Source organism: Odoribacter laneus YIT 12061 (genome assembly GCF_000243215.1).
GTDB classification, from domain to species: domain Bacteria; phylum Bacteroidota; class Bacteroidia; order Bacteroidales; family Marinifilaceae; genus Culturomica; species Culturomica lanea.
Genome location: NZ_JH594596.1, coordinates 2,466,690 through 2,488,114, shown reverse-complemented (window position 1 = coordinate 2,488,114; position 21,425 = coordinate 2,466,690). Strand labels below are relative to the sequence as shown.

22 protein-coding genes are annotated in these 21,425 nt (G+C 42.0%); 15 read left to right on the top strand and 7 right to left on the bottom strand.

Going from position 1 to position 21,425, the window contains the following annotated elements; genetic code table 11:
- Nucleotides 1-34 precede the first annotated feature (34 nt).
- On the bottom strand, nucleotides 35-850 hold the full coding sequence (locus HMPREF9449_RS10415; protein ID WP_040611802.1) for a glycogen/starch synthase: 816 nt from the start codon (nucleotides 848-850) through the stop codon (nucleotides 35-37).
- A gap of 152 nt (nucleotides 851-1,002) precedes the next feature.
- Here HMPREF9449_RS10415 and HMPREF9449_RS10410 point away from each other — a divergent pair, with 152 nt between their 5' ends.
- From HMPREF9449_RS10410 to pyrF, 6 genes are all read left to right on the top strand, one after another.
- Nucleotides 1,003-1,356 carry a YraN family protein gene (locus HMPREF9449_RS10410; RefSeq protein ID WP_009137217.1) on the top strand — a complete coding sequence of 118 codons (354 nt, stop codon included), beginning with the start codon at nucleotides 1,003-1,005 and terminating at the stop codon, nucleotides 1,354-1,356.
- 35 nt (nucleotides 1,357-1,391) lie between these two features.
- Nucleotides 1,392-1,796 (top strand): OsmC family protein, encoded by a 405-nt coding sequence (locus tag HMPREF9449_RS10405; RefSeq protein ID WP_009137216.1) that lies wholly within the window; start codon nucleotides 1,392-1,394, stop codon nucleotides 1,794-1,796.
- A 64-nt stretch (nucleotides 1,797-1,860) separates the two neighbouring features.
- A complete protein-coding gene (locus HMPREF9449_RS10400) occupies nucleotides 1,861-2,328 on the top strand; it encodes an OsmC family protein (RefSeq protein WP_229031353.1) in 468 nt (155 codons plus the stop codon).
- 192 nt (nucleotides 2,329-2,520) lie between these two features.
- A complete protein-coding gene (locus HMPREF9449_RS10395; protein ID WP_009137214.1) occupies nucleotides 2,521-3,522 on the top strand; it encodes an SDR family oxidoreductase in 1,002 nt (333 codons plus the stop codon).
- Between the two features lie 107 nt (nucleotides 3,523-3,629).
- Complete coding sequence (gene prfA, locus HMPREF9449_RS10390; RefSeq protein WP_009137213.1) at nucleotides 3,630-4,712, top strand: peptide chain release factor 1; 1,083 nt, start codon at nucleotides 3,630-3,632, stop codon at nucleotides 4,710-4,712.
- A gap of 39 nt (nucleotides 4,713-4,751) precedes the next feature.
- Nucleotides 4,752-5,579, top strand: coding sequence for an orotidine-5'-phosphate decarboxylase (gene pyrF, locus HMPREF9449_RS10385; protein WP_009137212.1), 828 nt, complete (start codon nucleotides 4,752-4,754; stop codon nucleotides 5,577-5,579).
- A gap of 109 nt (nucleotides 5,580-5,688) precedes the next feature.
- Here the strand turns inward: pyrF and HMPREF9449_RS10380 are convergent, their stop codons facing one another.
- A complete protein-coding gene (locus tag HMPREF9449_RS10380) occupies nucleotides 5,689-6,501 on the bottom strand; it encodes an HAD-IIB family hydrolase (protein ID WP_009137211.1) in 813 nt (270 codons plus the stop codon).
- A 36-nt stretch (nucleotides 6,502-6,537) separates the two neighbouring features.
- Nucleotides 6,538-7,395: a pyridoxamine kinase gene (locus HMPREF9449_RS10375; protein ID WP_009137210.1), complete on the bottom strand. Its 858-nt coding sequence runs from the start codon at nucleotides 7,393-7,395 to the stop codon at nucleotides 6,538-6,540.
- Between the two features lie 204 nt (nucleotides 7,396-7,599).
- Here HMPREF9449_RS10375 and HMPREF9449_RS10370 point away from each other — a divergent pair, with 204 nt between their 5' ends.
- Nucleotides 7,600-9,786 carry a glutamine synthetase III family protein gene (locus HMPREF9449_RS10370; RefSeq protein ID WP_009137209.1) on the top strand — a complete coding sequence of 729 codons (2,187 nt, stop codon included), beginning with the start codon at nucleotides 7,600-7,602 and terminating at the stop codon, nucleotides 9,784-9,786.
- 205 nt (nucleotides 9,787-9,991) lie between these two features.
- On the opposite strand, the gene HMPREF9449_RS10365 is transcribed toward HMPREF9449_RS10370, so the two are convergent.
- Genes HMPREF9449_RS10365 through HMPREF9449_RS10355 form a run of 3 tightly spaced genes read right to left on the bottom strand, consistent with a single transcriptional unit; the run spans nucleotide 9,992 to nucleotide 13,035 of the window.
- On the bottom strand, nucleotides 9,992-10,873 hold the full coding sequence (locus HMPREF9449_RS10365; RefSeq protein ID WP_009137208.1) for a class I SAM-dependent methyltransferase: 882 nt from the start codon (nucleotides 10,871-10,873) through the stop codon (nucleotides 9,992-9,994).
- An 18-nt stretch (nucleotides 10,874-10,891) separates the two neighbouring features.
- On the bottom strand, nucleotides 10,892-12,400 hold the full coding sequence (locus tag HMPREF9449_RS10360; protein ID WP_009137207.1) for a GH3 auxin-responsive promoter family protein: 1,509 nt from the start codon (nucleotides 12,398-12,400) through the stop codon (nucleotides 10,892-10,894).
- A gap of 29 nt (nucleotides 12,401-12,429) precedes the next feature.
- A complete protein-coding gene (locus tag HMPREF9449_RS10355; protein ID WP_009137206.1) occupies nucleotides 12,430-13,035 on the bottom strand; it encodes a ribonuclease HII in 606 nt (201 codons plus the stop codon).
- 72 nt (nucleotides 13,036-13,107) lie between these two features.
- On the opposite strand from HMPREF9449_RS10355, the gene HMPREF9449_RS10350 reads away from it, so the two are divergent.
- A complete protein-coding gene (locus HMPREF9449_RS10350) occupies nucleotides 13,108-13,575 on the top strand; it encodes a DUF4268 domain-containing protein (protein WP_009137205.1) in 468 nt (155 codons plus the stop codon).
- Nucleotides 13,563-14,519 carry a DMT family transporter gene (locus tag HMPREF9449_RS10345; protein WP_232211414.1) on the top strand — a complete coding sequence of 319 codons (957 nt, stop codon included), beginning with the start codon at nucleotides 13,563-13,565 and terminating at the stop codon, nucleotides 14,517-14,519. Before HMPREF9449_RS10350 ends, HMPREF9449_RS10345 begins: the two co-directional genes overlap by 13 nt.
- A gap of 12 nt (nucleotides 14,520-14,531) precedes the next feature.
- On the opposite strand, the gene HMPREF9449_RS10340 is transcribed toward HMPREF9449_RS10345, so the two are convergent.
- A complete protein-coding gene (locus HMPREF9449_RS10340; RefSeq protein WP_009137203.1) occupies nucleotides 14,532-15,455 on the bottom strand; it encodes a DUF3078 domain-containing protein in 924 nt (307 codons plus the stop codon).
- A gap of 363 nt (nucleotides 15,456-15,818) precedes the next feature.
- Here HMPREF9449_RS10340 and HMPREF9449_RS10335 point away from each other — a divergent pair, with 363 nt between their 5' ends.
- The 6 genes from HMPREF9449_RS10335 (at nucleotide 15,819) to kamB (ending at nucleotide 21,424) form a co-directional block, all read left to right on the top strand.
- A complete protein-coding gene (locus HMPREF9449_RS10335) occupies nucleotides 15,819-16,466 on the top strand; it encodes a CoA transferase subunit A (RefSeq protein ID WP_009137202.1) in 648 nt (215 codons plus the stop codon).
- A gap of 31 nt (nucleotides 16,467-16,497) precedes the next feature.
- A complete protein-coding gene (gene kal, locus HMPREF9449_RS10330; RefSeq protein WP_009137201.1) occupies nucleotides 16,498-16,884 on the top strand; it encodes a 3-aminobutyryl-CoA ammonia lyase in 387 nt (128 codons plus the stop codon).
- A gap of 26 nt (nucleotides 16,885-16,910) precedes the next feature.
- Nucleotides 16,911-17,729, top strand: coding sequence for a 3-keto-5-aminohexanoate cleavage enzyme (gene kce / locus HMPREF9449_RS10325; protein WP_009137200.1), 819 nt, complete (start codon nucleotides 16,911-16,913; stop codon nucleotides 17,727-17,729).
- A gap of 52 nt (nucleotides 17,730-17,781) precedes the next feature.
- Nucleotides 17,782-18,825, top strand: a complete 1,044-nt coding sequence (gene kdd / locus HMPREF9449_RS10320; RefSeq protein WP_276802617.1) for an L-erythro-3,5-diaminohexanoate dehydrogenase — start codon at nucleotides 17,782-17,784, stop codon at nucleotides 18,823-18,825.
- A 119-nt stretch (nucleotides 18,826-18,944) separates the two neighbouring features.
- Nucleotides 18,945-20,195 (top strand): lysine 2,3-aminomutase, encoded by a 1,251-nt coding sequence (gene kamA, locus HMPREF9449_RS10315; protein WP_009137198.1) that lies wholly within the window; start codon nucleotides 18,945-18,947, stop codon nucleotides 20,193-20,195.
- A gap of 257 nt (nucleotides 20,196-20,452) precedes the next feature.
- The gene (kamB, locus tag HMPREF9449_RS10310; RefSeq protein ID WP_009137197.1) at nucleotides 20,453-21,424 is read left to right on the top strand and encodes a lysine 5,6-aminomutase reactivase subunit KamB; all 972 of its coding nucleotides are present in this window, start codon (nucleotides 20,453-20,455) and stop codon (nucleotides 21,422-21,424) included.
- Nucleotide 21,425 lies beyond the last annotated feature (1 nt).

The following is a 21,425-nucleotide window of genomic DNA, read 5'->3' as shown; positions in this document are numbered from 1 at the left end:
GCTGTATAAGTTTTTATCTTATACAGCCTTCTGCTTATTTTTTTGTTTCCATGATCTGATCAAAAAATTCCGAGTAATTATCGATATACTCTTCTTTATTGGTATATTCCAAAATAGGTTTCTCTAATTTCTTTGCATATTCTTTTAGCTCCTGTTCTATATCTTTATTGTTAAAGATAATACCATCCGAATAATGGAAAGCCAATTTATTGACATTGGTATGGGTCGGTTCCTTTACCAGACTTACATCTTTCGTACTGATATTTTCAGTAAGGATTTTTTTATGAAAATCTTTTTGCAAATTCCCTTCAAAGACGTCGTTAGAGGTGGAAAAAACAACTTTAGAATGGGCGAAAATAGGATCGTCCGCATATTCTTTTTTCAGATAAAGGGGAACGAGTGAAGTGAACCAGCCTTGACAATAAATCAGATCCGGTGCCCATCTGAGTTTTTTTACCGTTTCAAAAACTCCTCTTGCAAAGAAGATTGCTCTTTCGTCGTTATCTTCGAAAAACTGACCTTTTTCGTCAGTAATAATATGTTTCCTCTGGAAATAATCTTCGTTATCTATAAAATACACTTGCATACGAGCAGACTGTATGGAAGCGACTTTTATAATCAGGGGATGATCCGTGTCGTTGATTATCAGATTCATACCGGATAATCGGATCACTTCGTGAAGTTGGTTACGGCGTTCATTGATACAACCGAACCGAGGCATGAATGTTCTGATTTCTTTTCCCTTTTCCTGTATTCCCTGAGGTAAATATCTGCCGATATGCGACATTTCCGACTCGGGCAGGTAAGGCATAATTTCCGAGGATATAAATAAAACTCTTTTCTTCGCCATAATTGCATTCTCCCAAAAAACCATACAAAGATATACAATAAAGTTTAGATATCAAAAAGTTAAAGTTTGGAAAACTGCAATTAAACAAGCAAACCTATATCTATTTTTTTTATTTTTCAAATTTTTCTCTACATTTGATTAAAACTTTCGTCGTGACTGAATCCGTCTGTTTAGGGCATAAAGGAGAAGATAAGGTTGTTGCTTATTTACGGGCTCTGGGCTATGTCGTACTGGAGCGGAATTGGCGTTATCGGCATTGGGAGATTGACGTAATTTGTACGGATGGAAAGGTCGTCGTCGTCGTAGAAGTAAAGACCCGTCAAAAAGCGATTGAATATCCTTCGGAGTTAATGGATTATCACAAGAGAAAGAATTTGTTGAATGCAGGGGCAGCTTACATACGATGTAAAAAATTAGAAAAAGAAATTCGTTTTGATTTGATAGTGGTAAGTGGGCCTGATCTGGAGATACAGCATTTCCAGGAAGCCATACAAATATTCGATTGAAAGGAAAGGATAAATAACGTATAAAAATTGAAGTTATGACAACAGTAAAAGCTAAGTATTTAGGGAATTTGCGGGTGGAGTGCGAACATCTGCAGAGTGGAACGAAAATGATTACAGATGCCCCCACCGATAACCACGGAAAAGGGGAATCTTTTTCTCCGACAGACTTGTGTGCTTCTTCTTTGGCTGCCTGTATGATGACGATTATGGGATTATATGCCCAGAATGCCGGTATTGATGTGACGGGAACGGAAATAGAGATTACGAAAGTAATGGCTGCAGACCCGAGGCGTATAGGAGAAGTTATTGTTATTTTTCGTATGCCTGCCCGGGCTTATACAGAAAAAGACAAAAAATCTCTCGAACGGGCTGCTCATACCTGTCCGGTGCATTACAGTCTGGGAGAAAATGTAAAGCAAACCATTATTTTTGAGTGGTAGATTGCTGACAGTGTTTTTGCCGTGTAAAATATAGGTGATCAGGTATATTTTACACGGTTTTTTTATGAAAGACAGAACTTTTTTTATTCACTTGCGTATTCGGAGAAAAAGCGAAATGATGGCGACTGTAAAAATAAAATACCGGGGAGATTTACGGGTGGAGTGTGAACATGTGCAAAGCGGAACGAAGCTGTACACGGATGCACCTACCGATAATCAGGGAAAAGGGGAATCTTTTTCTCCTACTGATTTATGTGTAACTTCTTTAGCGGCTTGTATGATGACCGCAATGGGATTATTGGCAAAGACCATAGGGGAAGATATTTCCGGTACGGAAATAGAGGTGGTCAAGAAAATGGAAGCGGACCCTTTGCGTCGTATCGGTGCTATCGATTTGGTCTTTCTTATGCCGGATCGGGAGTATTCGGATAAACATAAGATCGCTATGGAAAGAGCGGCTCGGGCTTGTGCTGTTCATCGGAGTTTGAGTGAGAAAGTGATCCAGCATGTTGAGTTTATCTGGAAAAAATAAAACGTCCGTTGCATTTTCATATTTAAAGTTACGAAACTATTTTTGGGAAAAATCGTTTTAATTAAAATAAAAAGGGAAGAGAAGTTCTCCCGGAATAAATGTTTTGGTAGAGATAAAAAATAGGGCGTATACTCGCCTGCCTCTATTTTACGGGTCATCGGAAAACTCGGTTTGGCTAAAAACGAATTATATATGGTATTTGTCACAGGTGCTACAGGTTTATTAGGTAGCCATTTATTGTATCATTTGGTAGAAGGCGGGCAGCAGGTGTGTGCTTTAAGACGGGAGACTAGTCGTTTGGACGGCGCACATCATGTATTTTTACAATATCCGGAGGGCGAGCAGGCTTGGAAAAAAGTAAACTGGGTGACAGGGAATGTACTGGAAAAAGAAACGCTGGCATCGGTTGTGCAGCGGGTGGAGTGTGTATATCATTGTGCTGCAGTTGTCTCTTTTGCCGGACAGGATAAAAACGGATTATTGGATATCAACTTAAAAGGGACGGAAAATGTGGCGCAATTATGCCGTAAATATAAAGTTCGTTTGTGTTATGTCAGTTCGATAGCCGCTTTAGGGGATGCCCGGCATGAAAAGGAAATTGTAAATGAAGACACTCCCATTATCCTGGAGACGATTCGTTCGGTGTATTCACAAAGTAAAATTGCTGCAGAAAATATTGTATGGCAACAGGTAAGGAAAGGTTTGGAGGTTGTTATTGTAAATCCTTCCATTATATTGGGGGCAGGGCATTGGGGAAGGAGCAGTTCTCAGTTGTTTTTGACTGTTTCTAAAGGAATGCCTTTTTATACGGATGGTGTATGTGGATATGTAGATGTCCGGGATGTTTGTAAAGCAATGATAATCTTAGCCGAGGATAAACATATAGAGGGAGAACGTTTTGTTATCAATGGAGGAAATTATAGTTATAAAGAATTGTTTACCAGTATTGCCCGGGTGAGTGGACACAGGCCTCCTTTTCTAGAGATGAAACCCTGGATGACTTCGCTGGCATGGCGTTCTTTAGCCGTTTGGGGAAAAATTACGGGGAGACAGCCTGCATTTACGAAGGAGACTGCGCGTTCTTCTCATCATAAATCTTATTATTCTTCAGCGAAGTTTTTAGCCCGCTATCCCGATTTTTCTTTTTGTTCTTTGGAGGAGACGGTTCGGCACATCTCCCGGTATAAGAGTTGACCTTTTCGGGCAGGAGGCAGGGACTTCTGCTAAAATATTGCCTGAAAGAGGCCTCCCTCTGTGGTAAAAATATTATTTTTGTGTCGGAAATAGAAAAAGGAGAATACATGGAGAATCCGCTGCTAGAAAAATTAGAAACTTATTATATCCGGTTTAAAGAGATTGGACAGTTAATTACAGATCCCGAGGTGATCGGGGATATGGAGCGTTATGTGAAATTAACCAAGGAGTATAAGGAATTAGAGGCTATTACATCGGCGGCGGATCAGTACAAAAAAGCCTTAGCGACCGGGGAAGAATCTCAATCTATTTTAGATTCCGAAGAGGATGCAGAACTGAAAGAAATGGCTCAATTGGAATTGGAGGAGTTGTCGGAAAAGTTACCGGAAATGGAACAGCATATCAAATTATTGTTGGTGCCGGCAGATCCGGAAGATTCCAAAAATGTAATTCTGGAAATCCGGGGAGGGACCGGGGGAGATGAAGCTTGTTTGTTTGCTGGGGACTTGTTTCGGATGTATACAAAATTTTGTGAAAGAAAAGGTTGGAAAATGGAGGTGACGAATGCCAATGAGGGAACGGCAGGAGGATACAAGGAAATCGTAGCCAATGTTTCCGGCAATGGGGTGTATGGAATATTGAAATATGAGTCGGGGGTTCATCGTGTACAGCGGGTTCCGGCTACCGAGACTCAGGGACGTATTCATACTTCTGCTGCTACGGTAGCTGTGTTGCCGGAAGCGGAAGAAGTTGACGTACAGCTGAATCCGGGAGATATCCGTAAGGATACTTATTGTTCATCCGGTCCCGGAGGTCAATCCGTAAATACCACCTATTCGGCTATTCGGTTGACACACCTTCCGACAGGTATTGTGGTAACCTGTCAGGATGAGAAATCTCAGATTAAAAATCTCGCTAAAGCAATGAATGAATTGCGTTCCCGCATTTATGCAGTGGAATACCAAAAGCATATGGATGAGATTGCTGCAAAACGAAGGACGATGGTATCGACGGGCGACCGTTCTGCAAAAATACGGACTTATAATTATCCGCAAGGACGGGTGACAGATCATCGGATCAATTTTACCCTGTATAATCTTGCTGCTGTTATGGACGGAGAAATTGACGAGATCATCGAGAAATTGCAGATTGAAGAGAATACAGAGAGACTGAAAGAAACGGGACTATAAATGAGGGGAAGATGTAAATGAATAAAAAGAGATACAGTTATGAATTATACAGCTTTATTTGAGCAAATTAAAAAGAAGAAATCATTTCTTTGTGTAGGTCTAGATTCCGATATAGCGAAAATTCCGGCTCATTTGCAGCAAGTAGCGGATCCGGTATTTGAATTTAACAAGGCTGTCATCGATGCGACAGCAGGAGTGACCATCGCTTATAAACCGAATATCGCTTTTTATGAAAGCAGGGGCGTGGAAGGCTGGCAGAGTTTAGAGAAAACAGTAACTTATATACGGCAGCAATATCCGGAAATTTTTCTCATAGCAGATGCAAAGCGAGGAGATATCGGGAATACGTCGCAGATGTATGCCAAAGCTTTTTTGGAGACTTTAAATTTCGATGCCATTACAGTGGCTCCTTATATGGGAGAAGATTCCGTTACACCCTTTTTGCAGTATCCGGAAAAATGGGTCATCCTGCTGGCATTGACCTCCAACAAAGGAGCTTTCGATTTTCAGTTCCGGGAAGATAAGGGTGTAAAATTGTATGAAGCCGTTTTGCGTAAATCTCAGGAATGGGGAGATAAACAGAATATGATGTATGTCGTGGGGGCAACTAAAGCGGAAATGCTGGGGGGTATACGGGACATTGTTCCGGATCATTTCTTATTAGTCCCCGGTGTCGGTGCGCAGGGGGGGAGCCTGCAAGAGGTGGCTAAATACGGTATGAATTCACATTGCGGATTGATTGTCAATTCTTCGCGAGGAATTATATTTGCCGATAAAACCGAGCAATTTGCTGTACGGGCCGGAGAAGAAGCCCGTAAGTTACAGGGAGAAATGGAAATTCTTTTAAAAGAAAAAGGAATCTTATAATATTTTAAGCACCCCATCGATTCTGATAGCGGCATTGCAAACGTGACGGACGCAGGCGGTCAAACTTTTGGTCGGCAGTCTTCAGGGGTTGATAAGTAAAACGGAAACTTTACAAAATCTGGGCAATAAATTCGCTAAAGCCTTCCTGGATGTCGGATGCGACAGTACGATAATGAGGAAGCAAGGGGGAAGGGGCGTTTTTTACAAGGTATGCTTTTCCGCAAATATCCAGAAAGTCGGTATCGTTATAATCGTTTCCGATACCGGCACAGTCGGTCGTTGCAATCTTTAAAAAATTCAGTAAATACTGACAGCTATAACCTTTGTTCACGCAAGACGGATAAATTTCCAGCCATACTGCTTGATTATCTAAAGGAGAGGTAGAGCGAATGACGGAATAGCGGGGAAGATCCTGTTTTATTTTTTCGACCAGAGCTAATTGCCGGTCATTGAGAATCATAATCAGCTGGGTTGCTGGAGTTCGTATTTCTTCGGGATTCGAGATAAGGGTACCATAATCCCGGAACTTTTCGAGGCGCCGGAGATAATCCCTGTGAGCGGGATAAATATCGGTATAGTAAAAATAGTGATTATCCGGAATTTCCTGTTGTACGATAAAATTGATGTTGTATTCCCATAAATAGGTAGCCAGTTCTTGGGTTTCTTCCTTACTGAGGTGATGAGCTTGTAAAATTTTTTTGTTTTTCCATTCCATAATCCCGGCTCCGGAGGAAAAAACCAGATAATCGATGGGAAAGTCATCGGTTAAGAATTTGCGGGCAGCGAATAGGGTCCTGCCGGTAGCTACGATCCGGACGATTGAACGATTTCCTACCGTTTGAAGTGCATGAAGTGTTTGCGGGCTGATCGTTCCGCCGGAAGGTAATATAGTACCGTCCAAATCCGTGATAATCGCTTTCATAACTGTATTAAAAGAAATGCATACAAAAAATAGATTTTAACCGATTAATTCATAACGGTAGTAGGGTAAAGGTCCATTCAAGTAATGGAGTACTTTTTCTTGATTCATGCCGTCGAGGGGATTCTGATCATAACCGAAAGTTGCTTTTATTCCCATATTGATAAAATATACGGCTCGGTCGATTGCTTCCGGAAGACTGTCCCCGTTCAGCAAGCAACCGGTAATTACGCTGGCAAAGGCATCTCCTGTGCCGGGATAAGAGGCCGGAATATAATCGGAAATAACACGCCAGGTCCGTTGATCGGTTTTGTTATAAGCGATGGTGGCAATATTTTGGTGATTTCCGGAAGGAGCTGAAGTAATGATGACATATTCGGGTCCCAGAGAGCTCAATTGCTTACACCATTTTATAGTTTCTTCCAGGCCGACACGATGTATTTCTTTTTCTGCCAATAAAAAGCAGGCTTCTGTAAGATTGGGGGTGATGACCTTTGCTTTTGAGCATAACTTTCGCATTCCTTCTACCATTTCCGTTGTCATACCGGGATACAATTGGTTGTGATCTCCCAATACGGGATCGACTAAAATAAAGTTATCTTTTCGCCCGAAAGTTTCAAAAAAGTCGGCGACAATATCCATTTGGCGGGCAGAAGCCAGATAGCCGGAATAGATGGCATCAAATTTTAAATTCAATTCTTTCCAGTGATCGATGATGTCCTGCATGTAAAAAGTCAGGTCCAGGCTTCGGAAATCCTTGTATTCACTATGGGCAGAGAGGATGGCTGTCGGCAGGGGACACACCTGATAACCCATATGAGAGAGAACGGGAATCGCTACGGTAAGGGAAGCTCTTCCGTAGCCGGACAGATCGTGTATGGCGGCAATTTTTTTCATATGTAGAGCTTTGTGACAAAGATATAAGAAATAACCGAAAATAAAGTGTGGACGGAAGGGGTTCCTTACAGACGAACCGGAATATTTTAATTTTGCTTTTTGGGGAATTTTCCTGTTTAAAAGTAGGGGTATGTCGTTAAAAGAATAATATTTTATACTTTTGTACCCGATATAAAGGTGGGTATATATCGAAAAATAATATTTATGGCAAGAATCAGGTTTTCAGCATTGGAGCAAATGTCCGGGAGAACGGCTGTTGAAAGAGGAAAGAAACAAAGAGTGTCCGATATCTATGGAGCGGATGTATTGACTTTGGAAAAGATGAGGCATTATCTGTCTGTGGAGGCATTTAAAAAATTGGAAAAGATAATGTTTCAAGGCGGGACAATCGACCGGACATTGGCCGACCAAGTGGCTGCTGCGATGAAGGCCTGGGCGGTAGAAAAGGGAGCCACTCATTACACGCATTGGTTTCATCCTTTAAACGGAGCTACGGCTGAGAAGCACGATAGTTTTATAGATGTATTAAAAGACGGGAACATTATCGAGTCTTTTGACGGGAAATTATTGGTACAACAAGAACCGGATGCTTCGAGTTTTCCGAACGGAGGCATACGAAATACGTTTGAAGCAAGGGGATATACGGCTTGGGATCCGGGTTCTCCGGCTTTTATTAATAATAATACCCTGTGTATACCTACGGTATTTGTCGCTTATACGGGAGAAGCATTGGATTACAAAACTCCGATGTTAAAGGCGTTGGCTTTAATCGACAAAGCAGCGGTGGATATTTGTCAGTATTTTGATAAAGATGTACGGAAGGTAACGGCGACTTTAGGGTGGGAACAGGAATATTTTTTAATAGACGAAGCTTTGTACAATGCCCGGCCGGATTTGAAATTATGCGGAAGAACATTGATGGGGCATTCGGCTGCTAAGGATCAGCAATTGGAAGATCACTATTTTGGGGCTATCCCTGAACGGGTAAATGCTTTTATGAACGAATTGGAAAACGAATGCTACCGGCTGGGGATTCCGGCAAAGACCCGGCATAATGAATGTGCCCCCAATCAGTTTGAGTTGGCCCCTATTTTTGAGGAAGCGAATTTGGCTGTGGATCATAATCAATTGCTGATGTCTACGATGAAACGGGTGGCCCGGCATCATCGTTTCAGGGTTTTGTTGCATGAAAAACCTTTTAAGGGGATCAACGGTTCCGGAAAGCATAATAATTGGTCGTTACTTACAGATACGGGAGTAAACCTTTTATCGCCCGGAAAAAATCCGAAGTCCAATATGCAGTTCTTGATTTTTCTGACGGCTACGACTCGGGCTGTATTGGAACAGGAAGCTTTATTTAAGGCTTGTATTGTTTCGTTGGGAAATGAACATCGTTTGGGGGGAGATGAAGCCCCTCCCGTTATTATGTCTGTTTTCTTAGGCCGGCAATTGGCTGCTATTCTGGATGAAATAGAACAGAAAGTAAGCAGTAAGAAAATGAGCCCGGACGAGAAAACCGAATTAAAATTAAATGTGGGAAGAATTCCGGAAATTATGCGGGACAATACGGATCGGAACCGGACTTCACCTTTTGCATTTACCGGGAATCGTTTTGAATTCCGGGCAGTAGGAGCTTCTGCCAATTGCGGGGCTGCAATGATCGTATTAAATGCTGCTGTAGCCCAACAATTAATAGCTTTCAAAAAAGAAACCGATGCACTGATAGACAAAGGTGTGAAAAAAGATGAAGCTATTTTTCAGGTTTTGAGAAAATACATTATTGCTTGTAAGAAAATCCGTTTTGAAGGAAACGGATATAGCAAGGAATGGCAGGAGGAAGCGCAAAAGAGGGGTTTATCTGTCGATAATGACTGTATTACAGCATTAAAAGCCTATCTGGCGCCGAAAGCGAAAAAATTGTTTGTAGAGAACGGTGTTTTTACCGAACGGGAGCTGGAGGCCCGTTTTGAGATTAAAAACGAGACGTATTTGAAAAAATTACAGATTGAATCCCGGGTATTGGGGGATTTGGCCTTGAATCATATTATTCCTACTGCCATCTCTTATCAGAATACCTTAATTGAAAATGTAAAAGGCTTGAAGGAGATTTTGCCGGATGTGTATGCAGAAGTGGGGAATGTACAATTGGAATCTATTAAGGAGATTTCCCGTCACATCAAAGAGATCAAAACCATGGTGAATGAAATGACGGAAGCCCGTAAAGTAGCGAATAACAATTTCCCGAATGAAGTAGAAAGGGCGGAGGCTTATTCTGTCACCGTAAGGCCGTATCTGGAAAAAATCCGTTACCATATCGATAAACTGGAATTGCTTGTCGATGATGAAATCTGGCCGCTGCCTAAATACAGGGAGTTGTTGTTTTCCAGATAGACCCGTTTGTCTGTTGGGAAGTAAAAAGGTTCAAAAGCTCAGCTTGACGCTTCCCCAAGCAAGGACACAAATGTTTCGGACTAGGGTTTTAAGTCTGAACCGAAAATTCCTTCATCCGACAGGGAGTACTGTGGAGCGGTAGAATGTTTTACTTGTATGCTTTTAAGCGAACGGACAAATTTATAGTTCTATTCCTTCCATCTTTTTATCTCCAAAATCGGTAATAAACTCCTAAAGGCAGGGATTTACCGAAGGAATCCGTGAAATAAAGTTCCCCGAATTGCTCCCCCTTACCCTCTCCGATCAGTTGTTGTACCGTCGTACGGGCCAGAAGGGCGGATAAACCCATGGAATAAAGGTTTAAAACCAGAAAACTTTGTTCGGGGGTTAAAAGTTGTTTACATAACGAGAGAAGTTCATTGAGGTTTTCTTCTAAAATCCATTTTTCACCATCGGGACCGCGTCCGTAAGCGGGAGGGTCTAAAAGAATGCCGTTGTATTTTTTTCCTCGTTTTACTTCCCGGCGGACAAATTTGAGGGCATCGTCCACAATCCAGCGGACGTCGTTGAGGCCGGAGGCTTCCATGTTTTCACGGGACCAGCTGACGACCGGTTTGACGGAATCGACATGAGTTACCTCGGCACCGGCACTCCGGGCTGCAAGGGTGGCTCCTCCCGTATAGGCAAAAAGGTTGAGTACTTTCGCTCCAACCGGCATACTCTTGATTTGGGAATAGATAAAATTCCAATTTTCGGCTTGTTCTGGAAACAGACCGACATGCTTAAAAGAGGTTAAGCCGAGGCGCATACGGAGGTGCATCTCCTGATATTGATAGGTGACGAACCATTGCTGGGGCATAAGTGGTTTACATTGCCATTCCCCTTTTTCTTCATTTCGTTTGTCTTTTCGGAAATAGGCATCGGCCCGTTTTGTCCATTCCGCTTCAGAAAGTGATTTGTTCCATAGCGCTTGCGGTTCGGGACGGGCAATAAGGTAGGGACCGAAACGTTCTAATTTTTCAAAATGACCACTGTCGATTAGTTCGTAATCTTTCCACTGGGTTGGACTTATCAATTTTATATTCATAGAAAATGGGGGAGTCGGTTATTTAACATTCATTTCGAGTAATTGGTCGATGTGGGTCCGGTCATTCCATAACCGGGGCACTTTATTTTGCCCTCCCAATTTCCCTTTTTCTTTTAGCCAGTCGGTAAACAAATGGGGGCGGGCTTGATGAATTTTTAATCTTTCCAAAGATAAAAGGCGTTTTGCTTCATAGTCGGAATTGAGCTTTTGTAATTCCTTATCCAGAATTTCGGCAAAAGTTTCAAGGTCGGCCGGAGGAACTTCAAATTCAATCAGCCATTCGTGTGCTCCTTTTTGGCCTTCCTGCATAAAGATAGGGGCTGCGGTGTATTCAAATAGAGTACTATGGGTTTTAGCACAGGCGATGCGTAAGGCTTCGGTTGCATTATCGATAATCAGCTCTTCCCCAAAGGCGTTGATAAACAATTTCGTGCGTCCGGTAATTTTAAATTTATAAGGATTCAAAGAAGTAAAGAGAATCGTATCTCCGATCATATAGCGCCATAGTCCTCCGTTTGTTGAAATAATCAAAGCATAATTTACACCGGTTTCCACCTCGGATAAAAGAAGGGTGCGGGGATTGGTTTTCCCGGTCTCACTCATCGGCATAAATTCGTAATACACGCCGTAATCCAACATCAGTAACATCGAAGAATCGCTGGGGTCGTCCTGAATTCCGAAGAAACCTTCCGAGGCATTATACGTTTCCATATATTTCATCTTTGCATCGGGCAATAGCTCTTGGTATTGCTGGCGATAAGGGACAAAACTGATACCGCCGTGAATGAATAATTCGAGATTCGGCCATACCTCATAGAGATTACTTTTTCCGGTTTTTTCCAGTATCTTATGAATAAGGGTCAAAAACCAGGAAGGAACTCCCGCCAGACAACGTACATCCTCTTTGATGGTGATTTCGCAAATTTTTTCCAGTTTTTCTTCCCAATTACTCATAAGCATAATGGAAGAATCGGGCGTTTTCATAAAATTAGCCCAGAAGGGGGTATTCGATATGAGGATAGCCGAGAGATCTCCGTATTGGCAATTGGTATTTATCTTATTGACTTCGCTGCTTCCTCCCAAGGCCAAGGTCTTGCCACTGAATACCTGAGCTTCCGGATAAAGGCGATTGAAGATAGAAACAACGTCTTTACCTCCCCGGAAATGACAATTTTCGAGAGAAGAGGGAGAAACCGGAATAAACTTGCTCTTGGCATCCGTCGTTCCGGACGATTTGGCAAACCATTTGATTTCTTCCGGCCAGAGGATATTTTGTTTGCCGTTCATGGTTTGCCGGATCAGTTCGTTGATATCTTCGTAGTGGACAATCGGTAACCTTTCTCTGTATTGTTCCGGTGTCGTAAGGGAGTGAAAATCGTATTGTTGTCCGTATTCGGTATTTTGCGCTGTACGTAATAATTCTTTCAGGGTATCCCTTTGGGTTTCGATAGGATTCGCTTTGAAATTATCGATTTGCCCCAAACGTTTTTGAGTAAAAATGCTAATGATCGAATTAATGAAAGCCATATAAAATAAAAAATGAAAAAGGAATTTGCTTATTCCTCAAAATTTAATTTTAATTGAGCGTCTGCTAAGTTAAAACTTTTTCGGTGAAAATCGGTTATTCCGTATTGTTTAATTTTATCACGATGCTCCTGAGTCGGATACCCTTTGTTTTGTTTCCAATTATAAACGGGAAAAAGCTTGTCTAAAGTTTCCATATATTCGTCCCGATGGGTTTTGGCCAGGACGGAGGCGGCGGCAATGGACATATATTTGGCATCCCCTTTGACAATGCAAAGATGAGGAATATTTTTATACGCTTTGAAGCGGTTCCCATCAATGATAATATGTTGCGGGAGAAGGCTGAGCCCGTCCAAAGCCTTGTGCATGGCTGCTATGGAAGCATTCAGAATATTTATCTGATCGATTTCCTGATTATCCATACTGGCTACGGCCCAGGCTAGCGCTTGTTGTTCGATGATCGGCCGTAAATAATCCCGTTGTTTTTCCGTGAGCTGCTTTGAATCGTTTAATAATTCATTGTGAAAATTATCGGGTAAAATAACTGCAGCCGCAAATACCGGTCCCGCCAGACATCCGCGTCCGGCTTCATCACAACCTGCTTCCCAGATACATTCTTTATATTTTAATTTTAACATAGCCTTTTCTTTCTTTTTATACCTTTGCAAAGGTAATCTTTTTCAATTTTTATATTCAATTATCTTATTATTATGTTGGGTAAGGAAGAAGCTAAAGAAATCCGTGTGAATTTTTGGAAGGGCTTAAAGCGGTATTGTGCGAAGCATCGGATTTATCGGAAATGGGTATTGACGGGAGTAAAAATAAAATCTGTACAATTGAAATTTTATGCAGATACCCGGAAAGCCTTGGCTTTGTTTCAGATTGATCATAAAAATGATTTACGTCGTTACGAAATTTACGAGATATTTTTAAGCTATCGGAAATTGATAACAGAGAGCTGTGGCGTGGATTTGAAATGGGAAGAAGATTACCGGGGAATAGAGGATTGTGTCGTCAGTGCTATTTATTTTGAGTTGGAAGGAGTAAACATATATCGGCAGGAAGATTGGGAAAAGATATATGCTTTTTTCACTCAGAAAATGATATTATTAGAAGAGGTGTATTGGGAATACAGGGACCTGATCAACGAGAGGCTGAAGGGAAAATGGACGGATTGAAGAACGGCATGGCTTATTTAGGGGAATTTATTTCATTAGGTGTCGCCTTTTCTTGGGCCATTACAGCGCTTTGCTTTGAGTATGCAAGCAAGCGGGTAGGGGCTTTGGCATTAAATCTTTTGCGTTTGATATTGGCTTTTCTACTGTTGGGAGCTTTATTGTACGTTTTTACCGGTAGCTTTTGGCCTGTCGGAGCGGATGGAAAAACATGGGTATGGTTGTCTGTGTCGGGACTTGTCGGTTTTGTCTTCGGAGATTTTTGTCTTTTTTATTCTTATGTATTAATCGGTTCTCGTTTTGGCCAGTTATTGATGACATTGGCTCCTCCTACTGCGGCCATTTGCGGAGCGTTGATTTTGCACGAATCTTTGCACCTCTTGGCTATCGTAGGGATGGTTGTCACATTGTGTGGGATTGCGATTTCCGTGATTAGCCGGGGAGAAAAGAGTGGGGAAAGAATGCACATCAAATTACCCCTGAAGGGGTTGTGGATGGGGATAGGTGGGGGTGTGGGCCAGGGTGTCGGATTAGTATTTAGTAAGTTGGGAATGGAATACTATGGGCGGAATGCTGCCAATCAGTCGGTTGATGTCGTCCATATGATTCCTTTTGCGGCTTCTCAGATCCGGATTATTACAGGAATAGTGGGTTTTGTACTTATTTTAGGGGTAAGCAGGCGTTTGGGTCTCTTACTTCCGGCGGTAAAGGACGGAAGGGCCATGAAAGCACTCTTCTGGGGTACCGTGTTCGGGCCTTTTCTAGGCGTTTCGTTTTCTTTGATGGCTGTACAATATACAGAGAGCGGAATCGCTTCTACTTTAATGGCCCTGACTCCGGTCATTATTCTTTTACCGGCTGCATTTTGGTTAAAACAAAAAATAACCTGGGCCGAAGTCATTGGGGCTATTGTCAGTGTAGGAGGAGTTTCTCTCTTTTTTCTGTAAAAAGGAGGGTATTTAAAAATTGAATTGTAGTCCTACTCCTAAGATTTCTTTAAATTGAACGCGGGGACCGGCAGTTCCGTCTTTCTGTACGATTTTAACGTCGTTGTCGTATATTAAGTTGGTCGTTAAATTGGTAGAAAACCAATTATTGATTTTCATATTGAGGAGAACATCCCAGCGGATATCAATGTTTTGCGGCTGTTCCAGGTAATTGGTATAAAATTCCAGACGGGAATAAATCGTCATATTTTTCAGAAATTCGTATTTTACTTCTGCTTTCAGATCTGCACCGAATTCGGAAAACAGGTGTTTCCCTTTTTTGACGCCAAAATCTCCTGCATCCGAAAGGCGTTTATTGGTGACAAACGTTCCTCTCCAGGCTGCCGGAGTAAAGGTTAATGTAAAATAAGCTTTAGGGGTCCAGGTGACGCCTGCCCCAAGGATGAGATAACCGGGTGCCATAAATTTAGAAATGAAAATATCCTGGGATACATCGTAATTATACCCTTTGGCAAATTGAGTCTGAAAAGTGAGCAGTGCACTCAGGTAAAAATTTTTTCTCAGTTGATAACCATAAGTGGAAGAAAGGTAAATCTTGTCGTTTGTTTTCCGGGTGCCGTTCCCATCCGTTTTATTGAGTCCGTAAGCCAGTTCCAAACGATTGTTCAAAAGATGCCGGTCTTTTTTAAAATCGGCCGTATACGTTAATAAGGCATCCAAGCCCAAAGCGGATTCACCTCCTGCCGACCAGCTGCTTAAACTGGCTTGAGATAAATTAATCGCTGTGAGCCCTTTTCTCTCCCAGTACGGATTTTGTCCTGGTTGGGCAAACCCCGTTTCTAGTCCCACTGAAATAAGTGATAAAAGAAAAAACGTCCGTAAATTCAACACAAAACAAAGAGGGTAAACTTTTAAAATAGTGACAAACGGTTTCATATTCTTTAAATTTATTTTCATTTGGTACGATAAGTTCGATAAAATGTTGAACCGAATACGTTAATTATAGTTTCTAATGATTTTTTTACTTTAGGGTTCGGATGGATAATTGTTCAGGTGTTTCAAGAATCGGCTATATACAGAAGGAGGGACTACTTTCTTACTTTTGGATTTTTGTGCATTTATTTCTCGGGAACATCCGGACGCTTAGGTGTTTTAACGATCAGAATAACGTAAATTGGAATCATTTTAAATAGTAAAAAAATGTTCAAAATAATTCATATTTAATATTGCAATTCGTAAATTTGACAAAAATCTTTTAATCTGTGTAATATTTAACAACAAACCTTATATAAAATAGCCATGAACAAATTTATATCAATCGAAAAGGCTGTGTCACAAGTAAAAGAGGGGATGACGGTGATGGTAGGAGGTTTTTTAGCAAATGGAACTCCTAACGCAATCGTTGACGCTCTGGCCCAAAGCGGGGTAAAAAATTTGACGCTTATTTGTAATGATACTGCTTATCCGGATAAGGGAGTAGGCCAGTTGATTGCAAATAAACAAGTAAAAAAATTAATTGTTTCTCATATTGGTACGAATCCTTGTACCAGTGAGCAGATGAACAGTGGAGAATTAGATATTGAGTTTGTGCCTCAGGGCACATTGGCAGAACGTATTCGTTCAGGGGGTGCGGGATTGGGAGGTTTTCTGACAACAACCGGGATGGGGACCATCGTGGCGGAGGGAAAACCGGTTGTTTGTGTAGAGGGGAAAGAATATCTGTTGGAAAAACCTTTGCGGGCTGATATCGCTTTAGTGGGAGCCAGTGTAGGGGATAAGAGTGGAAATTTAATTTACAAAGGGACTTCTCAAAATTTCAACCCTTTGATGGCAAGTGCTGCGGATTTGGTTATTGCTGAAATTTCAGAATTGGTTGAAGTGGGAGAATTGGCTCCGGAAGCTGTGAGGACTCCGGCCATATTTGTAGATTATATCGTAGAAAAGTAAAAGGTGTAACGTAATTTAAGATAATACTGGTATGGAAAAGTCAATGATAAGATTGAGAATGAGTGCTCATGATGCTCATTACGGAGGTAATTTAGTCGATGGAGCCAGAATGTTGCAATTGTTTGGGGATGTCGCGACAGAATTGCTTATCCAGCATGATGGAGATGAAGGTTTATTTGCGGGATATGATAATATCGAATTCTTGGCACCTGTTTTTGCCGGAGATTATATTGAGGCTACCGGAGAAATTGTGAAAGTTGGAAATTCTTCCCGGAAGATGGTATTTGAAGCGAAGAAAGTGATTCGTCCCCGGACGGATATTTCGGAATCGGCTGCTGACTTTTTAGAAGAGCCGATTGTTGTTTGCCGGGCCAGTGGAACCTGTGTCGTTCCGAAAAAATGTCAGAGAAAAGGATAAGTTTTTGAATTTTAGAAGTCTGTATTATGGAAAAACTGATTATAACAGCAGCGATTTGCGGTGCGGAAGTATTGAAAGAACACAATCCGGCCGTACCGTATACGGTAGAGGAATGTGTGAGAGAGGCTCGTTCTGCATACGAAGCAGGGGCCAGTATTATTCACTTACATGTGAGATATGACGATGGGACGCCTACGCAAGACAAAGCCCGTTTTAAGGTGATCATAGATGCTATAAAAGCTGCTTGTCCCGACGTTATCATTCAGCCCTCTACGGGAGGTGCTGTGGGAATGACCGATGATGAGCGTTTACAGCCTACGGAATTACATCCGGAGATGGCTACTCTGGATTGTGGAACCTTGAATTTCGGGGGGGATGAGGTGTTTACGAATACGGAGAATACGATTAAATATTTTGGACAACGGATGATCGAACTGGGTATTAAACCCGAATTGGAGGTATTCGACAAGAGTATGATCGATATGGCTTTGAGAATGTACAAAAAGGGTTTTATCAAAGCTCCGATGCATTTTGATTTTGTTATGGGAGTAAACGGAGGAATTGGCGGCGATATGCGGGATTTTGTCTTTTTGCGTCATAGCATACCTGCTGATGCAACTTATACGGTAGCCGGGATAGGACGTTACGAATTTCCTCTGGCTGCTTGTGCGATTGTAGACGGCGGTCATGTCAGAGTGGGATTTGAAGATAACGTTTATCTCTCTAAAGGGGTGTTGGCAAAATCCAATGGGGAGTTAGTGGAAAAAGTAGTCCGTCTGGCAAAAGAATTGGGTAGGGAAATTGCTACTCCCGAAGAAGCCCGGAGAATTTTAGGGTTGAAATAGGGAAAAGTAGTTTTGAAACAAACACAAACATAAAACGAAATAAAATTATAATATCATGAAAAAAGGAAATAAATACGGAACTCACAGAGTAATTGAACCCAAAGGCGTATTACCTCAGCCAGCCAACAAACTGGATAACAATATGGATGAAATATATGACAATGAGATTTTAATCGATGTACAAACATTGAATATTGACTCAGCCAGTTTCACACAGATCCATGAGCAAGCTAAGGGAGATGAGGCAAAAATTGCCGAAATTATGCTGGATATTGTAGCTAAACAGGGAAAGCACCGGAATCCGGTAACGGGTTCTGGAGGAATGTTATTGGGAACCGTAGAAAAAATTGGGGATGCTTTGATTGGAAAAACAGATTTGAAGGTAGGGGATAAGATTGCGACATTGGTATCTCTTTCTTTGACTCCGTTGAGAATAGATAAAATCAAAGAGATACGGGCCGATGTAGACCAGGTGGACATAGACGGAAAAGCGATTTTGTTTGAAAGCGGTATCTATGCAAAAATTCCGGCCGATCTGCCCGAGAAATTGGCATTGTCCGCTTTAGATGTAGCAGGTGCTCCAGCACAGACGGCAAAATTAGTAAAACCGGGAGATACGGTGTTGATTATTGGTGCAGGCGGTAAATCCGGTATGTTGTGTTGCTATGAGGCTAAAAAACGGGCAGGTGTCACCGGTAAAGTAATCGGTTTGTGCCACAGTCAGAAGAGTACGGAGAGATTACAAAAACTAGGTTTTTGCGATTATGTATTCTCGGCAGATGCCACTCAACCTGTGCCGGTTATGGAGAAAATTGCAGAATTGACAAATGGCGAAATGTGTGATATTACTATTAATAATGTGAATATTACGGATACTGAAATGACCAGTATTTTGTGTACGAAAGATACAGGTTTGGTATATTTCTTCTCTATGGCTACCAGTTTTACTAAAGCTGCTTTGGGGGCAGAGGGAGTTGGAAGTGATGTAACGATGTTGATCGGAAACGGATACACCCGGGGACATGCTGAAATTACGTTACAAGAACTGCGCGAAAGCGAAGAACTACGTAAAATATTTACGGAATTGTACGCTTAATAGTAGAATGGAAAAGTCTAAAAGGCTAGAAAAGAGGTTCCCTAAAAACTCTTGACTGCAAATAAAGACATTGGAGGACCTGTCTGGATCGTTTAGACTTTTTAATTAAAACAAAATTTATGGCAAGCAGACGAAAAGAGTTTTTTCCTGAAGTTACTGATGAACAATGGAACGATTGGCATTGGCAGGTAAAAAACCGTATTGAGACGCTGGAACAGTTAAAGAAGTATATATGCCTGACAAAAGAGGAAGAAGAGGGGGTAAGGGAGTCTTTAAAGACCTTGAGAATGGCGATTACTCCTTATTATCTGAGTTTGATAGACCCGGACAATCCGCATTGTCCCATCCGGAAGCAGTCGATTCCTACGATAGAAGAATTGCATAAGTCTCCGGCAGATTTAGTGGATCCCTTGCACGAAGACGGAGATTCGCCTGTACCGGGTTTGACACACCGTTATCCGGACCGGGTATTGTTTTTGATTACCGATCAATGTGCCATGTATTGCAGGCATTGTACCCGTCGTCGTTTTGCAGGTCAAAATGACTGTAGTGCTCCTTCCGAACGGATTGATAAAGGGATTGAATATATCGCCGCCCATCCGGAAGTAAGGGATGTTTTGTTGTCCGGAGGAGATGCTCTTTTAGTAAGTGATGAGAAACTGGAAGATATTATTCGTCGGTTGAGGGCTATTCCGCATGTGGAAATCATTCGTATCGGAAGCCGTACTCCTGTCGTATTGCCGCAGCGTATTACGGAAAATCTGGTGAATATGCTGAAAAAATACCATCCGATTTGGTTGAATACTCACTTTAATCATCCGAATGAGATTACTCTGGAATCTTCTGCTGCATGTGCCCGTTTGGCCGATGCCGGAATTCCTTTGGGAAATCAGTCGGTATTATTAAGGGGCATCAATGATTGTACCCATGTGATGAAAAAACTGGTGCAACAGTTGGTGCGGATCCGGGTAAGACCTTATTATATTTATATCTGTGATCTGTCTATGGGTATCGGGCATTTCCGTACGCCGGTTGCAAAAGGAATTGAAATTATAGAAAATCTGCGGGGACATACTTCCGGTTATGCTGTTCCGACTTTTGTCGTGGACGCTCCGGGCGGAGGTGGAAAAATTCCGGTAATGCCGACTTATATGATTTCTCAGAGTCCGAACCGGGTTGTATTGCGTAACTTTGAAGGGGTTGTAACAACTTATACGGAGCCTTCGGATTATAGAGATGAGTGTTATTGTGAGGAATGCGAAAAAGCCCGTAAAACGGAAGGTGTAGCCGAGTTATTAAATGGACGGAAATTATCCATAGAGCCGAATGACCTGGATCGTAAAAACCGGAACCTACTGTCTAAAAGGTAAAGAGGAAGGGTGAATTTTAACGTCCGCTTTTGAAAGAGCGAGTGAATGTTTCGTTGATTAACAGAACGGAAGTTCCGGGTAAAATTTTATTTGTTCGGGCGGAAGGTTTATTAATCAACGGACCATTTGACGAAGGAATAGGGAAACTCATTCGTCGAAAAGACAGAAATTTCCCGGAAGTTCGGTAAAGGTCGTAGACTGGAAATTTATTGAAAGCAGTTTTGTTTTTTATAGAAGAAATACTGAAGTGTAAAAGTTTGTCTATCGTAGGTCTGGAAAAGAATACGGGGAAGACGGAATGCCTGAATTACATCTTAAGACAAGTAAAAGATTCGGGAAAGACGATTGCACTCACCTCTATCGGTACGGACGGGGAAAAGCGGGATCAGGTATGTCAGACTGCCAAGCCGGAGATAGAGGTCTTTGAAGACATGTTGTTTGTCACTTCTGAACGGTATTATCGGGAGAAACGGTTTCTGGCGGAGATTTTGGATATCAGTGAGCGGCAGACGGCATTGGGGCGTTTGGTGACAGCTAAGGCTTTGTGGTCGGGTAAGGTATTGTTATCAGGTCCTCCAGATACTGTGGGCATGAAAGAATTGATCGTTCAGTTGGAAAAGAGAGGGGTGGATTTAACGCTTGTGGATGGAGCGTTGTCGCGTTTGAGCCATGGTTCGCCTACGGTATCGGATGCGTTGGTTTTGACGACAGGGGCGGCATTGTCAGGGAATGTCAGGGAATTGGTAAGGAAGACGAAATATGTATACGATCTGATCGGTTTGAAAGAAGTCGGCCCTGGTCGGCAGGATTTGTTACAGGGGATAAAGAAAGGTATATGGGCCATAGATGCGGAGGGTGAAATTCATGATTTGCAGCTTCCATCCGTTTTTATGCTGGAGAAGTACGAAGGAGATATTTTTAAATACGGACATACGTTGTATGTTTCCGGAGCGGTGAGTGATAAACTGCTCAATTTTTTGCGAATGCAGAAAGAAGTGACGGAATTAGTGGTGCAGGATTTTACTAAAATTTTTGCTCTGCCGGAGACATTTTATGCCTTCTTAAAAAGGGGAGGTAAAATAAATGTGTTAAAGCAGAGCCGTTTGTTGGCGGTATGTATTAATCCGCAGTCTCCTGCGGGCTATTGTCTGCATTCCGATCAATTGAAAGCGGCATTGGAAGAGAGTTTGAGGATTCCGGTGTACGATGTACGACGGATGGGTAATTAGA